Origin of the sequence: Neisseria benedictiae, assembly GCF_958267435.1 — a bacterium.
Taxonomy (GTDB): Bacteria; Pseudomonadota; Gammaproteobacteria; order Burkholderiales; family Neisseriaceae; genus Neisseria; species Neisseria bergeri.
Map to the genome: position 1 here is coordinate 42,691 of NZ_CATQFV010000064.1, position 17,089 is coordinate 59,779.

The 17,089-nt window shown below is 55.1% G+C and carries 10 protein-coding genes; 7 read left to right on the forward strand and 3 right to left on the reverse strand.

What is annotated here, in order from left to right; translation table 11 throughout:
- The first annotated feature begins 264 nt into the window (after positions 1-264).
- Positions 265-5,493, forward strand: a complete 5,229-nt coding sequence (locus tag Q3O12_RS08405) for a RecQ family ATP-dependent DNA helicase (RefSeq protein WP_301670056.1) — start codon at positions 265-267, stop codon at positions 5,491-5,493.
- 98 nt (positions 5,494-5,591) lie between these two features.
- Here Q3O12_RS08405 and Q3O12_RS08410 read toward each other — a convergent pair whose 3' ends face one another.
- Positions 5,592-5,810 carry a heavy-metal-associated domain-containing protein gene (locus tag Q3O12_RS08410; RefSeq protein ID WP_301670057.1) on the reverse strand — a complete coding sequence of 73 codons (219 nt, stop codon included), beginning with the start codon at positions 5,808-5,810 and terminating at the stop codon, positions 5,592-5,594.
- 146 nt (positions 5,811-5,956) lie between these two features.
- Between Q3O12_RS08410 and Q3O12_RS08415 the strand changes: the two genes are divergently transcribed.
- The 4 genes from Q3O12_RS08415 to Q3O12_RS08430 all read left to right on the forward strand — a co-directional run bounded on the left by Q3O12_RS08415 (position 5,957) and on the right by Q3O12_RS08430 (position 10,863).
- On the forward strand, positions 5,957-7,114 hold the full coding sequence (locus tag Q3O12_RS08415) for a sugar transporter (protein ID WP_301670058.1): 1,158 nt from the start codon (positions 5,957-5,959) through the stop codon (positions 7,112-7,114).
- Between the two features lie 128 nt (positions 7,115-7,242).
- A complete protein-coding gene (locus tag Q3O12_RS08420) occupies positions 7,243-8,679 on the forward strand; it encodes an MBOAT family O-acyltransferase (protein WP_301670059.1) in 1,437 nt (478 codons plus the stop codon).
- Between the two features lie 10 nt (positions 8,680-8,689).
- The gene (gene patB / locus Q3O12_RS08425) at positions 8,690-9,673 is read left to right on the forward strand and encodes a peptidoglycan O-acetyltransferase PatB (RefSeq protein ID WP_301670060.1); all 984 of its coding nucleotides are present in this window, start codon (positions 8,690-8,692) and stop codon (positions 9,671-9,673) included.
- On the forward strand, positions 9,670-10,863 hold the full coding sequence (locus Q3O12_RS08430; RefSeq protein WP_301670061.1) for an SGNH/GDSL hydrolase family protein: 1,194 nt from the start codon (positions 9,670-9,672) through the stop codon (positions 10,861-10,863). The genes patB and Q3O12_RS08430 overlap by 4 nt, the downstream gene beginning before the upstream one ends.
- Positions 10,864-10,932: 69 nt before the next feature.
- Here the strand turns inward: Q3O12_RS08430 and Q3O12_RS08435 are convergent, their stop codons facing one another.
- The gene (locus tag Q3O12_RS08435; protein WP_257623275.1) at positions 10,933-11,061 is read right to left on the reverse strand and encodes a hypothetical protein; all 129 of its coding nucleotides are present in this window, start codon (positions 11,059-11,061) and stop codon (positions 10,933-10,935) included.
- Positions 11,062-11,111: 50 nt separating this feature from the next.
- Between Q3O12_RS08435 and Q3O12_RS08440 the strand changes: the two genes are divergently transcribed.
- The gene (locus Q3O12_RS08440) at positions 11,112-12,665 is read left to right on the forward strand and encodes a fatty acid--CoA ligase (RefSeq protein ID WP_301670062.1); all 1,554 of its coding nucleotides are present in this window, start codon (positions 11,112-11,114) and stop codon (positions 12,663-12,665) included.
- Positions 12,666-12,754: 89 nt separating this feature from the next.
- On the opposite strand, the gene Q3O12_RS08445 is transcribed toward Q3O12_RS08440, so the two are convergent.
- A complete protein-coding gene (locus Q3O12_RS08445) occupies positions 12,755-14,782 on the reverse strand; it encodes a BCCT family transporter (protein ID WP_301670063.1) in 2,028 nt (675 codons plus the stop codon).
- A gap of 297 nt (positions 14,783-15,079) precedes the next feature.
- Here Q3O12_RS08445 and Q3O12_RS08450 point away from each other — a divergent pair, with 297 nt between their 5' ends.
- Positions 15,080-17,077, forward strand: a complete 1,998-nt coding sequence (locus tag Q3O12_RS08450) for a site-specific recombinase (protein WP_502572656.1) — start codon at positions 15,080-15,082, stop codon at positions 17,075-17,077.
- The last annotated feature ends 12 nt before the right edge of the window (positions 17,078-17,089 follow it).

Below are 17,089 nucleotides of genomic sequence, written 5' to 3' on the forward strand. Positions count from 1 at the left end.
CTTCGCCATAACGGGGGGCGCGGAAGCGGCTTTTTTCTTCTTGCTCGACATATTTTTGTTCACTCTAAAGACAATATGCCCTCAAGTTTAACCAATTCGCCTGCCTACTTCAACCGCACGGAAATTATCGGGCTTCCGAACAAGTATGCCGTCTGAAGGTATGCGCATACGTCCGGACGCATCCCTCCGCCGTCTTGCCGAAATCAGGGATAAAGGCGCAACACTATGGTATATTGACCGTTTTATGCCAGCATCCCGACCGCCATGGATTTTGCCGTACCTGCCGTTTTAATCATCGACTTGGAAATTAACCCCAAAACCGATACCGTCTTCAAAATCGGTGCATACCGGCCTGACCTTGACCTCGGGTTTGAACGAAGCTTCCGCAATGAAGAAGGTTTCAGGAAGGCATTGGCGGAAATGCAGCCCCTTGCGGAAGGTGCGGAATGGCTGATGGGGCACAACTTCCTCGAACACGACCTGCCGTATTTGAAAAAAGCCGCGCCCGACCAGGCATGGCTTTCATTGCCCGTTATCGATACGCTGAAGCTGTCGCCGCTCGCCTTTCCGCAAAACCCGTACCACCGCCTGATTAAAAACTACAAAATCATCTCTTCTGAACTCAACTCCCCGTTGGCGGACTGCCGCGCCTGTTGGCAGCTTTTTCAAGACCAGTGTGCCGCATTCGGCAAAATCAAAACCGAAAGGCCCGACGAATTTACCCTGTGGGCGGCATTGTCCGATATGCGTCTGCCGTATCGTTCTTCAGACGGCATCTCCTTCGCCGAACGTACCGAACACCCGGACACCAACCGGTTGATACGCATTATTTGGATGATGATGCAGGACAACGAAGGGAAAGGGCGTTTGAAAGTCTGCCGCACGCGTTTTTTAGAGTTGATGAAAACCGACATCCGCAATCGCGGCATCTATCCTTCGCTTGCCTATGCCCTGTCATGGCTAAACGTCTCCGGCGGCAACTCCGTGCTTGCCCCGTGGGTGCGGAGCCGTTTTCCTGAAACGGCGCGGCTGATTGCCGAACTGCGCGATCACGACTGCGGCGACAGCAACTGCAACTACTGCGCCGACATGCTCAATCCCGAAGCCCAGTTGCAGCGTTATTTCAAACTGTCCGAATTCCGCCATTTCAAAGGTTTCAAAGGCGGTCAGCGCGCCATTGTGCAGTCGGGGATGAAAGGTCTGCACACGCTGGCGGTCCTGCCCACCGGCGGCGGAAAATCCCTGTGTTATCAAGTTCCCGCACTCAACCGCTATTACCGTAACGGCGGGCTGACCGTCGTCATTTCGCCCCTACAGTCACTGATGAAAGACCAGCTGGACGGAATGCTCAGAAAAAACATTACCTGCGCCGCCATGCTCAACGGCCTGGTCGAAGTGGTCGAACGCGCCGAAATATTGGACAAAACCGCATTAGGCGACATCGGCATCCTGCTGGTCGCTCCCGAACAATTCCGCAACGACAGTTTCATTTCCGCCATTTCCCAACGTCAAATCAACGGCTGGGTATTCGATGAGGCGCACTGCCTGTCCAAATGGGGACACGATTTCCGACCCGATTACCTGTATGCGGTCAAATTCATCGCCGAACATGGCAGGAAAAACGGCGGCACCGCACCGGTAAGCTGCTTTACCGCCACCGCCAAACCCGACGTACTTGCCGACATTACCGATAATTTCCGCGAGCAGGCCGGCATAGAATTCAGGCAATTTATCGGCGACAACGCGCGCGACAACCTGTCTTACGAAGTTTTCGAAGCTTCAGACGGCATCAAAAAACAAAAAATCGACGAACTGCTCCACCGAGAACTCGACCATCAAAGGGGCGGCGCAGTCGTTTTCGTCGGCAGGCGCAAAAGTGCGGAAGGCTATAACGAATACCTCCAAAAACAAGGCTGGGCGTGCGAATACTTCCACGCAGGTCTGGAAACCAATGCCAAAGCAGACATACAGAACCGCTTTATCGAGGGCGGCTTGCGCGTCATCGTCGCCACCAACGCCTTCGGCATGGGCGTGGACAAACCTGATGTGCGGCTGGTCATTCATGCCGAAATCACCGGTTCGCTGGAAAACTACCTTCAAGAAGCCGGGCGCGCCGGACGGGACCGCGAAGAGGCAAAATGCATCCTGCTTTATGAAAAAAGCGATGTGGATACCCAATTCGGCATCAGCAAAATGTCGCAAATAGAATTGCGCGACCTCAAAACGGTATGGCGCAAAATCGGCATGCTCAACGCGGCTGCACACGGCAGGGACGGCTGCGGCGAAGTCGTCGCCACCGGTGGTGAGATTCTGAAAGACAGCGAAGAATATATGAGCTTCGACAGGGACGACCGCCAGTCGGACACCAAAATCAAAACCGCCATTTCCTGGCTGGAACGTGCCGAACTGCTCGACCGCAAAGAAAACCGCACCAGAATCTTCCCTTCACGCTCGGGCAAACTGACTCTGGAACAGGCTTCAGAACTGATTCAAAAAGGCCGGTTCGCCCGACGGCTCAAAGAAATCTACCTGACCATTGCCGAAATCGTATTCAACGCACCGGATGACAAGCCGCTCAGTACCGACGACCTGATACAGGCGACCGCATGCAGCTTGGAAGAATTGCGCGGACACCTGCACAGCCTCGAAGAAATGGGCATATTGACCAACGATACGCGTATGACCGTCATCCTGCGTACCGACAATGTCAAACCGTCGTCGGGGCTTTTGGAAAAAATAAGCCGATGGGAAGAAAAACTCTGGCAGATATTGAAAACGGAAATTCCCGATGCCGACCAAGGAATATGGCAAAATCTCGCCGTCAATGCCGTCTGCTATGAAATGCACGATTCGGGACTGGAAAGCACGCCCGCCGAAATCAAGCAGCTCATCCTGTCTTTTGCGGACGACAAATCCGCACTCGAATCCAATAAAAACGGCAGCTTTGAAATCCGCGACTTCGGCAACGGCTGCCTGAAAATCCGTTTCAAAAACAATGACAGCTGGGAAAATATTCAGGAAACAGCCCTTTTGCGCCGCAACATCTGCGCCTGCATCCTGTCCTTCCTCGTCGGCAAAACAGAGGGCGTCCGGCGGAAAGATGTCGTTGTAGAAACCGGTATCGGCGAAATGGTGCAGCGGCTTGCCGACGATATGCAATTGTCGGTACAGATTCCGGCAAACCGCCGCGAAACCCTGCTCAAACAGGCACTGCTGTTCATGCACAAACTGGGCATCATCAAACTGAACCACGGTATTACCATCCTACGCCACGCGATGACCATCGTCCCCAACCGGAACGCGCTGGAATCCAAACGGCAATACCTCAAATCGGACTACCGCCCCTTGGAAACGTTTTACGGGGAAAAACGTTTCCAAATCCACGTCATGCGCGAATATGCGGAACGCGCGCTCAAAAACATCACCGAGGCCTTAAACCTGGTCGCCGACTATTTTAAAACGGATGAAAAATCATTTAAGGACAAATGGTTCTCAGGAAGGCTGAAAGAATTGGAAGAACCCGTCTCCCCGGATACCCTCCATACCGTCACGGACGGTCTGAACAGCGTGCAAAAAGCCGTCGTTACCGATCAGAGCGGCAGGAACCGCCTGGTGCTTGCCGGACCCGGTTCCGGCAAAACGCGCATCATCGTCCGCCGCGTCGCCTATCTTCTGCGCGTCCAACATGTTCCGGCATCCTCCATCATCGTTTTGACCTTTACCCGGCTTGCCGCACTGGAAGTCAAACGCCGCCTGCACGGACTGGTCGGCAACCTTGCCCGAGCCGTTACCGTCCTGACTTACGACGGTATGGCAATGCGGCTTTTAGGCGTACGTTTCGACAGCAAAGGCTTCGACGGCAAAAGCAGAGAACAGGAGAAACGGAAAACCGAAGAACAGTTTGAAAAATGGTGTGAAGCCGCCACCGCCATGCTTTCAGACGGCATCGGCGGCGGCGATGGGGACGAAGCGCGCGAACGCATCATGTCGGGATTCCGCTATATCCTTGTAGACGAGTACCAAGACATCAGCGAACGGCATTACAGGCTGGTTTCCGCGCTGGCAGGCAGGAAACGCGACGATGAAGACAAGCTGACCATTCTTGCAGTCGGCGACGACGACCAAAATATCTTTGCCTACAACGGCAGCAGCAACGAATACATCCGCCGTTTTCAGGAAGAATACGGCGTGGATTCGCCCGATTTCCTGACTTTCAACTACCGCAGCACGCAAAACATCATCGCCGCCGCCAACCGCGTGATAAGCGGAATGCCCGACCGCCTGAAAAACCTGCACCCTATCGCCGTCAATCCCGAAAGGCGGCAAGACCCCGACGGCGGCGGCTGGGCGAAAACCGACCCCGAACGCCAAGGCCGCGTCCGCGTCATCTGCCTGCACCCCGAGTTCCACCGGAGAAAACGCTTCAACATCCAATCCCAAGCCGTCATTGCGGAAATACAGCGTTTGCGGAATTTGGCGGACATCCCCTGGAACAGCATCGCCGTCCTTGCCCGCAACAACGACACACTCAACCCCATGCAGGCATGGTGCGAACAAAACAGCATCCCCTACTTCCTGACAAACGAACAAAACCTGCCTTTATGCAAAACACGCGAATTTGTCCGTCTGGTGCACGGCATCGAAACGGCGGTGGACGGTATGCTTTCTTCGGCGGATTTCTGTCGGCTGATAGAGAAAGAAATCAGGCACAGCGGCAAGAAATGGGAAAACTGGTTCGCACAGCTTAAAACTGACTTCCTCAACGAATTCCCCATTGCCCGGCCGTCTGAAAACACCGACGCGCAACAACATCCTGCGGCATTTCTGAAAAACTGGCTGTACGAATATGTCGGCAACGAAAAAATCAGCCGTTCAGACGGCATATTCTTGGGAACGGCGCATTCGTCCAAAGGTTTGGAGTTCGACCACGTCTTTATCCTGGACGACGGCTGGGAAGAGCGCAGCGACGAAAACCGCCGCCTCTATTATGTCGCTATGACCCGTGCCAAAAAGACGCTGACACTGATCCACCACGCGCCACACCACGCATGGATAAACACATTGCCCGAAGACGTAGAGCGCATAGGCCGCACCTTTGCCGAACTGCCTGAATTGAATGTCGAATATAGGATGCTTTCCAACTATGGCGAACTTGATATCGGGTTCATAGCGAGAGATAAAGAAAGCGATAATCCAAGCTATGAAAACGTCCGCCAACGCATTGAAGCTGCCGAACAACTGGAAGTTGGAGACAGTTTGACCATCAAACCTTTCTATTACGGAGGTTATCTGTTCTGCTCAGGAGATATTCCTGTCGCCCTCACAGCTAAAGACTTCCGAGAGAAGATTCCCCTTCATGCCAAAGCAGTGGCGGCCGCCATTACTGTCGGCTATAGGAAAAATAACGATGAGGAGTATATCCACGAGTTTCCTGAAGAAGCCGATATGTGGTCAATCATCATCCCCATGCTGGTCATTCCGCCCAAACCGTAAACCTTACCTAAAAAATGCCGTCTGAAGGCACGAAACGTGCTTCAGACGGCATCGGGGAGGCGCGAAGGCTTCAGACGGCATTGCCTTGCCATATGGTTTCAACCTTGCTTCAACGCGGCATCATAGCCGCCGTCTTCAACGGCTTCAATCAACGCCCCCGCATCGGTTTGCGCGGGGTCGTATGCGACAGCGGCACTTTTGTTTTCAAGGCTGACTTCGACGCTTGCCACGCCTTTGACGCTTTCCAGTATCCGGGTAACGCTTTTGACGCAGCCGCCGCAGCTCATACCGCCGATGTCGAGGATAAGGGTTTCCATGGTTTTTCCTTTCGTTAGTACTGCAATCTGACGGGCGTTATTGTAAGTCGGGGCGTGAACTTGGGCAAACGCGGAAACGGTGCGGCGGTTTGAAAAAATACGGACGCTTGCGCATAATGGCGGCAATTTCCATCAGGACAACAACAATGAACGCTTCGCAAAAACCCTGGTTGAGCATCATTACCTTGGCAATCGGCGCATTTATTTTCAACACGACCGAATATATCCCCATCGCACTTTTGAGCGACATCGGACGAAGCTTCGGCATGACGGCGACCGAAACGGGCATCATGATTACGGTTTACGCGTGGATTGTCGCGCTGACTTCGCTGCCGCTGATGCTGCTGACGCGCCATATGGAACGGCGCGGCCTGCTGCTGGTTCTGTTTGCGCTGTTTACCGTCAGCCACATCCTGTCATTTGCCGCATGGCGTTTTGAAATCCTGCTCGCAAGCCGCGTGGGGATTGCGCTGACGCACGCGGTGTTCTGGTCCATTACGGCTTCGCTGGCGGTACGCATCGCCCCTGTCGGAAAGGGAAATCAGGCATTGGGGCTGCTCAGTACGGGGACGGTAATGGCGATGGTGGCGGGGATTCCGCTCGGGCGTATGGTCGGACAATATTTGGGCTGGCAGGCAAGTTTTCTGCTGATTGGTTTGTGTGCGGCGGCGGTGATGGCAGTGCTTGCCAAAAGCCTGCCGCGCCTGCCGAGCGTGAATGCCGGTTCTTTAAGCAGCCTGCCCCTGCTTTTAAAACGGAAAAAACTGATGTTGCTGTATGCGATGACGGTACTGGTCATCACGGCGCACTTTACCGCATACAGCTACATCGAGCCGTTCGTCATCCAAATCGGCGGTTTCTCCGCGCGGCAGGTTACGGTGGTTCTGAGCCTGTACGGTCTGGCGGGCTTTGCCGCGTCTTACCTGTTCGGCAAATGGTTTGCCAAACATCCGCGCGCATTTTTGGCGGGCGCGGTATCGCTTATCGCCCTGTCTTCGGGGCTTTTGCTACCTTTGGCGCATTTTCCTGCCGCCATTTACGCGCTGGTGTTCGTATGGGGGACGGCGATTGTGGTCGTCAGCTTGGGGATGGTTTCCAAAGTTTTGGATTTCGCCTCCGATGCCGCAGACCTTGCCAACTCGATTTATTCGGGACTTTACAACGTCGGTATCGGCGGCGGCGCGCTGCTGGGACATTGGGTTACGCAATACTCGGGCATTTCCTGCATCGGCGTTGCGGGTATGCTGACGGCGGCGGCAGGTTTGTGGGGCTGCCTGAATTTGAACCGCCATATCCGAACCTGACCGCGCGATGCCGTCTGAAGCCCCTCCCGCCCTTCAGACGGCATTTTGATTGAAGAAATATCCGCCCCTGCTTAAAATAACGGGCTTTGCCGTGTTTGAACGCCTATTTTTTGTTCCAAGGATGGTTTATGCCGCTGCTGTCTGTCGAATTTGCACTCTTCTTTCTCGCCTTCCTGCCGATTTACTGGGGCTTGGCGAAATACCCGTCCGTCCAAAACCTGCTGCTTTTAGCTGCCGGTATGGGCTGGCTCTACCATATCGGTCCCGTATTTACGGCAATCGTCGTCCTTTATTCCTCCTGCGTGTACCTTTTGGGCGAACTGCTCCGTTCCGATCGCGAAAGTACGCGCCGCTTTTGGCTGGGGTGCGGCATTGCCGCCTCGCTGACCGTCTTGGGCTTTTTCAAATATTTCGACTTTTTCCGGCCGCTGATTGCCCAATATGCCGGAAAAGGCGGCGCAATCGACATCCTGATGCCGCTGGGGCTTTCGTATTACACCTTCCAGTCGCTCGCCTATCTGGTTTACTGCTTCCGCGCCCCGCACGCCGCGCGTTTCGGCTGGCACGAGCTGCTGCTGCACCTGAGTTTTTTCCCCACCGTTACCTCCGGTCCGATTATCCGCGCCGCCGCATTCAAAAGCGCAGACGGCGAGCAGGCAGGCGCACTGGCGCAAATCCGCACCCGCCAACCGCGCTCACCCGTCCGCCCCGCACTCGCCGTTTCCCTGATTCTGCTGGGCATTGCCAAAAAATGGTGGCTGGCGGGGATGCTGGCGGAAAACTGGGTGTCGCCCGTATTTGAAAACCCCGCCCAATTCGACGGCTGGGGCGTATTGGCGGGCGTGTACGGCTATACCTTCCAACTCTTTTTAGACTTTTCCGGATATTCCGATTTGGTTATCGGCATGGCAATGCTGCTGGGCTTTAGGCTGCCCAAAAACTTCTCCACACCGCTTCGTGCTTTAAACATCCGCGCATTTTGGGACAAATGGCACATCAGCCTTTCCACTTGGATACGCGACTACATCTACATCCCCTTGGGCGGCAGCAAAAAAGGCTTTTTGCGGACACAGCTCAACCTGATGGCGGCAATGGTGCTCTCAGGCATCTGGCACGGCTACGGCTGGAACTTCCTCATTTGGGGCGCGCTGCACGGCGCGGCGTTGGTGCTGCTCAACACGGGCGACCGCTATTTCGGACGCGACGCACTATGCCGTCTGAAATACCTCGCGCCGCTCTCGTGGTTTGTTACCTTCCATTTTGTCTGCCTCAGCTTTGTCGTCTTCAATACCTCAAGCCCCGACGATGCAGGCGCGGTTTTCAGCGCGCTCTTTGCCAATGCCGGCGGCTGGAACGCGCCGCAACGGGCGGATATGCTGCTGCTTGCCTCGTTTGCATCCGTGATGCTGCTCTACCCTTACCTGCAACGCGCTTTCGACGGCGCGGTCAAAGGTTTGGAAAAAATCCCGATGTGGCTGTGGTTTATCCCGATTTCCATCATCCTGCTGCTGATTATCGTCCTCGCCCCCTCGGGGATACCCGGCTTTATTTATGCCAATTTTTAAGGGTTTGGACATGAAAAACTTTCTTTCCCTTTTCGCCTCCATACTGATGTCTGCCCTAATTGCCGCGTGGTTCAGCCAAAACCCCATCAACGCCTACTGGCAGCAGACCTACCACCGCAACAGTCCGCTCGAACCGCTTGCCGCCTACGGATGGTGGCGGGGCGGTGCGGCGTTGCAAGAAAACGCCTACGCCTTTTCAGACGGCATCAAAGCCTTCCTGTCCGGCGAAACGCCACCGACGGCTCAAGACGGCGGTTCGGCAGATATGCCGTCTGAAGCCGCCGCATCCGAAGCCGTCCCTCAAACCGGTGAAACTGAATGGAAACAAGACACCGAAGCCGCCGTCGTCCGCAGCGGCGACAAAGTCTTTTTCGCCGGCGACTCGCTGATGCAGGGCGTTGCCCCTTTCGTGCAAAAAAGCCTGAAACAACAATACGGCATCGAATCCGTCAACCTCAGCAAACAAAGCACGGGGCTGTCCTACCCCTCATTCTTCGACTGGCCGAAAACGATTGAAGAAACCCTGAAAAAACATCCCGAAATCAGCGTGCTCGCCGTCTTCCTCGGCCCGAACGACCCGTGGGATTTCCCCGTCGGCAAACGCTACCTCAAATTCGCTTCCGACGAATGGGCGCAAGAATACCTGAAACGCGTCGACCGCATCCTCGAAGCCGCACACACGCACCGCGTCCAAGTCGTCTGGCTCGGCATCCCCTATATGAAAAAAGCCAAGCTCGACGGGCAGATGCGCTACCTCGACAAACTGCTTTCGGAACACCTGAAAGGTAAAATCATCCTGATTCCCACCGTGCACACTCTGAGCGGCGGGGAAGACCGCTACACCGACTCCGTCAACGTCAACGGCAAACCCGTCCGCTACCGCAGCAAGGACGGCATACACTTTACCGCCGAAGGACAAAAACTGCTGGCGGCAAAAATAATGGAAAAAATCGTTTTTGAACCAAGTACGCAACCATCAAGTACACAGCCATGAACCCCAAACACTTCATCGCATTTTCCGCCCTGTTCGCCGCCATACAGGCAGAAGCCCTGCCCGTCGCCTCCGTCAGCCTCGACACCGTTACCGTTTTCCCGTCCGCCCCCTACACCGATACAAACGGGCTGCTGACCGACTACGGCAACGCCGCCGCCTCGCCTTGGATGAAAAAACTCCGATCCGTCGCACAAGGCAGCGGCGAGACCTTCCGCATCCTGCAAATCGGCGACTCGCACACCGCCGGCGACTTCTTTACCGACAGCCTCCGCAAACGTCTGCAAAAAACTTGGGGCGACGGCGGCATAGGCTGGGTTTACCCCGCCAACGTCAAAGGGCAGCGTATGGCGGCCGTCCGCTATAACGGCAACTGGCAAAGCCTCAACAGCCGAAGTGCCGCAGCAGACTTCCCCCTCGGCGGCATCCTCGCCCAAACCGGCAGCGGCGGCAGTATGACCCTGACCGCATCGGACGGCACGGCAGGCAGGCAGCGTGTTTCCCTGTTTGCCAAGCCCCTGCTCGCCGAACAAACCCTGACCGTCAACGGCAACACCGTCTCCGCCAACGGCGGCGGCTGGCAGGTACTGGACACCCGCGCGGCACTGCCCCTGACCATACACACCGAAATGCCGTGGGACATCGGATTTATCAATATCGAAAATCCCGCCGGCGGCATTACCGTTTCCGCCATGGGCATCAACGGCGCACAATTGACCCAATGGTCGAAATGGCGTGCCGGCCGGATGGGCGACCTTGCCCAAACCGGCGCCGACCTGGTCATCCTCGCCTACGGCACCAACGAAGCCTTCGGCAGCAACATCGACATTGCCGATACCGAACAAAAATGGCTGGATACCGTCCGTCAAATCCAAGACAGCCTGCCTGCCGCCGGCATCCTCATCCTCGGCGCGCCCGAATCCCTGAAAAACACGCTCGGCGTATGCGGCACGCGCCCCGCCCGCCTGACCGAAGTCCAACAGATGCAGCGGCGCGTCGCCCGTCAGGGGCAGACGATGTTTTGGTCTTGGCAAAACGCGATGGGTGGCGTTTGCAGCATGAAAAACTGGCTCAACCAAGGATGGGCCGCCAAAGACGGCGTACACTTCTCCGCCAAAGGCTACCGGCGCGCGGCGGAAATGCTCGCCGACAGCCTCGAAGAACTCGTCCGCTCCGCCGCAATCAGGCAATAATCGGACAGGGGTCGGACGGTATTTCCACAACAGGGGGATGCCGTCTGAAACGCATACCTTCATATTGCTTCAGACGGCATTCAGGTCAGACATAGGAAGGACGGGGGCGAACCTCCGGCATACGGCGCAAAGGCGGCGTTTGATATGCCGTCTGAAGGCAAAGATGATAAACTGCCGCCTTCCGTTTTCAGACGGCATATTGTTTTCAAATGAGGGCGTTCGCCGTCCGCAACCATAAAGGAAGTTTCATGAACCGGACTTATGCCAATTTCTACGAAATGCTGACCGCCGCCTGCCGCAAAAACGGCAACGGCACGGCAGTGTTCGACGGCAAGGAAAAAACCGCCTACCGCGCGCTCAAGCAGGAAGCCGAAGCCGTCGCGGCGTATCTGCAAAATATCGGCGTGAAGTTCGGCGACACAGTCGCGCTGGCGGTTTCCAATTCCACAGAATTTATTACCGCCTATTTCGCCGTTTCCGCCATCGGCGCGGTCGCCGTGCCGATGAACACATTTTTGAAAAACAGCGAATACGCGTATATCCTGAACGACTGCAAGGCGCGCTTCCTGTTCGCCTCGGCCGGCCTGTCCAAAGAATTGGCGGGCTTGAAGGCGCAAACGCCCGTCGAAAAAATCATTTGGACGGGCCAAAGCCGGCCGGCCGGCGAAACGGCGGAAGGCGATGCCTTTTTTGAAGACGTGCGCCGCTTCCCCGAGAAACCCGACTTGGGCCGACAACCCCGGATAAATGATTTGGCACATATCATCTATACCTCCGGCACGACGGGGCATCCCAAAGGCGCGCTAATCAGCTACGCCAACCTGTTCGCCAACCTGAACGGCATCGAACGCATCTTTAAAATTTCCAAACGCGACCGCTTTATCGTTTTCCTGCCGATGTTCCACAGCTTCACGCTGACGGCTATGGTGCTGCTGCCGATTTATATGGCGTGTTCGATTATTTTGGTCAAATCCGTTTTCCCGTTTTCCAACGTTTTGAAACAGGCACTGCTCAAACGCGCGACCGTGTTTTTGGGCGTGCCCGCGATTTACACCGCGATGAGCAAGGCGAAAATCCCTTGGTATTTCAGATGGTTCAACCGCATCCGCCTGTTTATCAGCGGCGGCGCGCCTTTGGCGGAACAAACCATCCTCGATTTCAAAGCCAAGTTCCCCCGCGCCAAATTGCTGGAAGGCTACGGACTGAGCGAAGCCTCGCCCGTCGTCGCCGTCAATACGCCCGAGAGGCAAAAAGCCCGCAGCGTCGGCATCCCCCTTCCCGGTTTGGAAGTCAAAGCCGTCGATGAAGAATTGGTCGAAGTGCCGCGCGGCGAAGTGGGCGAACTGATCGTCAGGGGCGGTTCGGTGATGCGGGGCTACCTCAATATGCCTGCCGCCACCGATGAAACCATCGTCAACGGCTGGTTGAAAACGGGCGATTTCGTTACCATAGACGAAGACGGCTTCATCTTTATCGTCGACCGCAAAAAAGATTTGATTATTTCCAAAGGTCAAAATGTCTATCCGCGCGAGATCGAAGAGGAAATCTACAAACTCGATGCCGTCGAAGCCGCCGCCGTCATCGGCGTGAAAGACCGTTATGCCGACGAGGAAATCGTCGCCTTCGTCCAATTGAAGGAAGGTATGAATCTGGGCGAGGACGAAATCCGCCGCCACCTGCGTACCGTGCTGGCAAATTTCAAAATCCCCAAACAGATCCACTTTAAAGACGCGCTGCCGCGCAACGCTACGGGCAAAGTATTGAAACGGGTGCTGAAGGAGCAGTTTGAAGGAAACAAATGAACGCCGTGCCGTCTGAAGCCCCGTCCGGCAAAAAAATGCGGTGAATCTGATTCACCGCATTTTTTTGGCAAACGCCGGAGGGAAGGCATTTACTCTGCCAATTCCACCTGCTCGTGCGCCATCAGTTCCTGACCGACATCATCCAACAACATCAAATAACGTTCGTAATTTTTCAAAATGTCAGCAATCAGCTCGTCCTTGTTCATATACTGCACATCGTACCCGACGCGCCCGTCGAAAAAATAAGCGTAGGGTTTGTAAGTTGTCTGGTGCCGGATATGCGGCAGGTTGCCGTCGTTAATCAACTGGTCGGATACATCCTGCCCGACAGACTTAATCCCGTACATAAAATCGCGCATCGTCTCTTTCCGAATAACGAACTCGATTGCGGGCTCGTCCTGATGAAACATCTTATCGACCCGGACGCTCAAGCCGTATTCTTCCGAAAGCTCCCGTTGCAACTCGTGCATAGCGGGCGATGCGGTATGTTTGAGGAATTTTAAAATATCCTGCTCCTGCGTCTGGCTCATTATCCGCACCAGCCGTTCTTTCCACTTGCCGCCCGTCCAAAATACACTGGTAGGGTTAACCCGGGTCTCAAAATATTTCTTATCCGCACTCAAGCCTTTCCACAGGCTGAAACACATTATCAGCATCAGCAGGGCAAACGGCAGGGAAACAATCAGGGTCATAGATTGCAGGTTGCCTAACCCGCCCGAGCGCATCAGCAAAACGGCAACGGCAGACATCAGCACGCCCCACATAACCGCCTGCCACCGTGGCGCGCTCAAGCCTTTGTCCCGAGAGGTAATATTGTTCAGGACATAAATCCCGGAATCGGCAGAAGTTACAAAAAACAGGGAAATGACCAGCAGGCTGACGATGCTCGTCAATTCGGGCAGGGGGAGGTAATTAAAGAATTTAAAAAGCAGCGTTTCCGGAGAGGAGGTCATCTTTTCGAGCATTCCCCCCGCAACCCCGTCATTCAGCCAAATCGCCGTATTGCCGAAGACGGTAAACCACAAAACGCCGAACAGGCCGGGGATGAGCAAAACCCCGAAGACAAACTCGCGGATGGTGCGCCCCTTTGAAATACGCGCGATAAACAAACCCACAAACGGCGCCCAAGAACACCACCACGCCCAATAAAGCACCGTCCAAGACTCAAACCACGGCTTGTGTTCCCGTTCGTACGCATAAGTTTTAAAACTGAGGCGCACCAGATTTCCGAGGTAGTTCCCTATGTTGTCGCCGAATGCCGACAACAGGTAAACAGTGGGGCCCGCCGCCAAAACAAAAAACAGCAGCAAAAACGCAAGGCCCAGGTTCAACTCGCTCAACACCTTCACGCCTTTCCCCACCCCGGATATTGCCGAAACGACGGCGAGGGACATGACGGCGGCGATAATCAAAACCTGCACGCTGAAGCTGTTTTCGGCAATCCAGCCCATTTCCTGCAATCCGGCGCCCAGTTGCGAAGCCCCGAACCCCAATGTGGTGATGATGCCGAAAAAAGTAGCAAGCAACGCCATAATATCAATGGCATCGCCGAACCTTCCGGAAATTTTTTCTTTCAACAGGGGGTAAAAACAAGAACGCAGGGCAAGCGGCAGCTTGTAGCGGAAACCGAAATAAGCCAAAGCCAACGCAATCGTACCGTACACCGACCAGGCGTGAACGCCCCAATGGAACACTGTGTGCAGCAATGCCTGCTGCTGCCTGTGTTCCGGCGTACCGGCCGTAATGTCCGAAAAATAATGCATCAACGGCTCTGCCACGCCGAAAAACATCAGGCCCACGCCCATCCCGGCCGCAAACAGCATCGCCAGCCACGACAGGAAGCCGAATTCCGGCACATCTTCATCCCGTCCGAGCCTGATGTTTCCCAAACTGCTGACCGAGAGTATCAGCAGAAAACCCAGAAAAATAGAAAACGTTAAAACATAAAACCAGCTGAACTCGGTAAAAATGACTTCTTTTGCCCGGTCGAGCCACATCTGCACCTGATCCGGCACGGTTAAAACCAATACCACCAAAACACACACGAAAAACAAAGTCGTCAAAATAACCATCGGATTAAATGACGTTCGGCTTTCTATAAATTCAGACAGGGACAAACCTTCTCACTCCTTTGTTAAAAACAGACAAACCCGGTCATCGGGCAAAGCGGTCAAAACCTGCCGGCAAAATACCGGCTTCCGGATGACGAAATGCACAAACCGGCCGAAATTGTTATAATCGAAAAAATTAAAAATCAATACGGATTACTCTATCAGATTGATTTATCGATATTTATTATATCATTAATATAGTTTGATTTCAAACTGGCGGAAAATGCGCCGCCTTCCGCAGGCGCTCCCTCCCCGCCATCGGGGCGTTTAACGCCGGATTGCCGATGCGGTACAATGGCTGATATGAAGAAAATTACCCCTCAAAACCTGCGCCCCCTGCTTTCGGAAAGCCTCGGACATACCGATTTTGTCAACGTCCTCAACGCATTGATTAAATTTTTGCGCCGTGGCGGCAAAAAATGTGCGGGGGAGCGTTTCGACCTGATTATCGACACATTCAAACAAGACAGGGAATTGCTGTCCCGCTTCAGCCGGTGTTTTTACATCTGGCTCGCGCAAATACACATTTATCCGGCACTCATCAAACTCGGCATCTTCTCGCGCCACAGCTTTGCCCGGGAAATGGGCATACGCATATACGAACGCTTCAGCCCGTCATATAAAGATTTTGCCAACTTGGGCGAAGTCTTCCTTTATCTTTTCCATTCCGAAAACGACGACAAATGGCTGCAAACGCTCAATATCCGCCAATGGCTGGTTTTATACGAACTCATCCGGAGCCACGCCGAGCCGTCCAAATTGCAGACGGCGGGCATCCGCCTTGCCGATGCGCGTTTGCGCGCCATCGAAATGCTGTCTGTCTGGACGGCATCCGAAGCCATCGAGCCCGACCTCATCCGCATCGCCCCACGCCTGCTGGAAGCCGATTCTTCCTTCGTCGCCCTCCAACGCGAAACCGCCAAACTGGTCGAACACTACCGCAACGGCACCGCGCCTTACGACACCGCCCACCTCGAAGTGATGTTCGACCAATGTTTCAGCCAGATTGACTATTTGCGCCGCAAAGGGACGGGCGCCGGCTCCGGTTCGTCGGTCAAAGTCGCCCACCTGCTCGAACGGCTCCGGCAGACCGTAGGCCGTCTGAAGCTGCTCACCGACATCCAAACCGGTGCCGGCAACAGCAACCGCCTGACCATCGCGCTGATGAACTCCCTCATCTACGCGGCGGTCGAACAATACAGCACCCGCCACCTGCGCCGCAGCAGCATCCGTATGCTCGCCCGCAGCATTACCGAAAACAAAAGCCACCACGGCGAACACTACATCACCCGCAACCGCAAAGAATATTTCAAAATGTTCTACTCGGCGGCAGGCGGCGGCATCATCATCGCCCTGATGGCGTTGCTCAAAATCCGCATCGGCACACTCGGCCTCAGCCCCTTCCTCGCCTCCTTGTCGGCGGGGTTCAACTACGGCATCGGCTTTATGATCATCCATATGCTGCACTGCACAGTCGCCACCAAACAGCCCGCGATGACTGCCGCCAGCTTTGCCGAACAGGTCGATCTCAACGAAGGCGGCAAAGCGGTGGACAACAAGCTCGCCAAGCTCCTCATCGACGTATGCCGCTCCCAAAGCGTCGCCGTCTTCGGCAACGTTTCCATCGCCATCCTTTTGGCGTGCGCCATATCGTTCGGCTATGCCCATCTGTACCGGCAGCCCATACTCGATGCCCGCACCGCTGCCTACCAGTTCAAATCCATAGACATCATCGCTTACCCGACGCTGTGGTATGCCGCCATTGCAGGCTTGTGGCTGTTCTGCTCCGGCATCATCGCAGGTTTTTTCGACAACCGCGCCGACTACCTCAACCTGCGCCAACGCCTGCCCTTCAACCCCTTGCTGCGTAAAATCATGCGCCCCGGCCCCCGCCGCGTCCTCGCCGCCTATATCCACAAACACTACGGCTCGCTGGCAGGCAACTTCATCTTCGGGATGCTCTTGGGTATGACCGGCTATTTCGGACACCTACTCGGGCTGCCGCTGGACATCCGCCACGTCGCCTTTTCCTCCGCCAACCTCGGCTATGCCGCCGTCAGCGGCAACGTCGGCTTGGGCACGTTCGTACTCGGCATTTTCAGCGTCCTCGCCATCGGCCTGGTCAACCTCTGCGTCAGCTTCAGCCTCGCCCTCTTCGTCGCCCTGCGCTCGCGCGGCACGAAAATCGGCAGCATCCGCAACCTGATCAAAAGTTTTTGGAATCAGATTAAAAGCAATCCCTGCATACTTTTCCTCCCGCCCGCCAAAGGACAGGGACACCCTCCTTCGGACAAGCCTTGACCGGCAATGCCG

What these genes read in the sequence shown, in the direction of transcription:
- patB (WP_301670060.1), top strand. Translation starts at nt 8,690, where the DNA reads ATGAAAAACTTTCTTTCCCTTTTCGCCTCCATACTGATGTCTGCCCTA.
- Q3O12_RS08410 (WP_301670057.1), bottom strand. Translation starts at nt 5,810, where the DNA reads ATGGAAACCCTTATCCTCGACATCGGCGGTATGAGCTGCGGCGGCTGC.
- Q3O12_RS08430 (WP_301670061.1), top strand. Translation starts at nt 9,670, where the DNA reads ATGAACCCCAAACACTTCATCGCATTTTCCGCCCTGTTCGCCGCCATA.
- Q3O12_RS08440 (WP_301670062.1), top strand. Translation starts at nt 11,112, where the DNA reads ATGAACCGGACTTATGCCAATTTCTACGAAATGCTGACCGCCGCCTGC.
- Q3O12_RS08405 (WP_301670056.1), top strand. Translation starts at nt 265, where the DNA reads ATGGATTTTGCCGTACCTGCCGTTTTAATCATCGACTTGGAAATTAAC.
- Q3O12_RS08450 (WP_502572656.1), top strand. Translation starts at nt 15,080, where the DNA reads ATGAAGAAAATTACCCCTCAAAACCTGCGCCCCCTGCTTTCGGAAAGC.
- Q3O12_RS08420 (WP_301670059.1), top strand. Translation starts at nt 7,243, where the DNA reads ATGCCGCTGCTGTCTGTCGAATTTGCACTCTTCTTTCTCGCCTTCCTG.
- Q3O12_RS08435 (WP_257623275.1), bottom strand. Translation starts at nt 11,061, where the DNA reads ATGCCGTCTGAAAACGGAAGGCGGCAGTTTATCATCTTTGCCTTCAGA.
- Q3O12_RS08415 (WP_301670058.1), top strand. Translation starts at nt 5,957, where the DNA reads ATGAACGCTTCGCAAAAACCCTGGTTGAGCATCATTACCTTGGCAATC.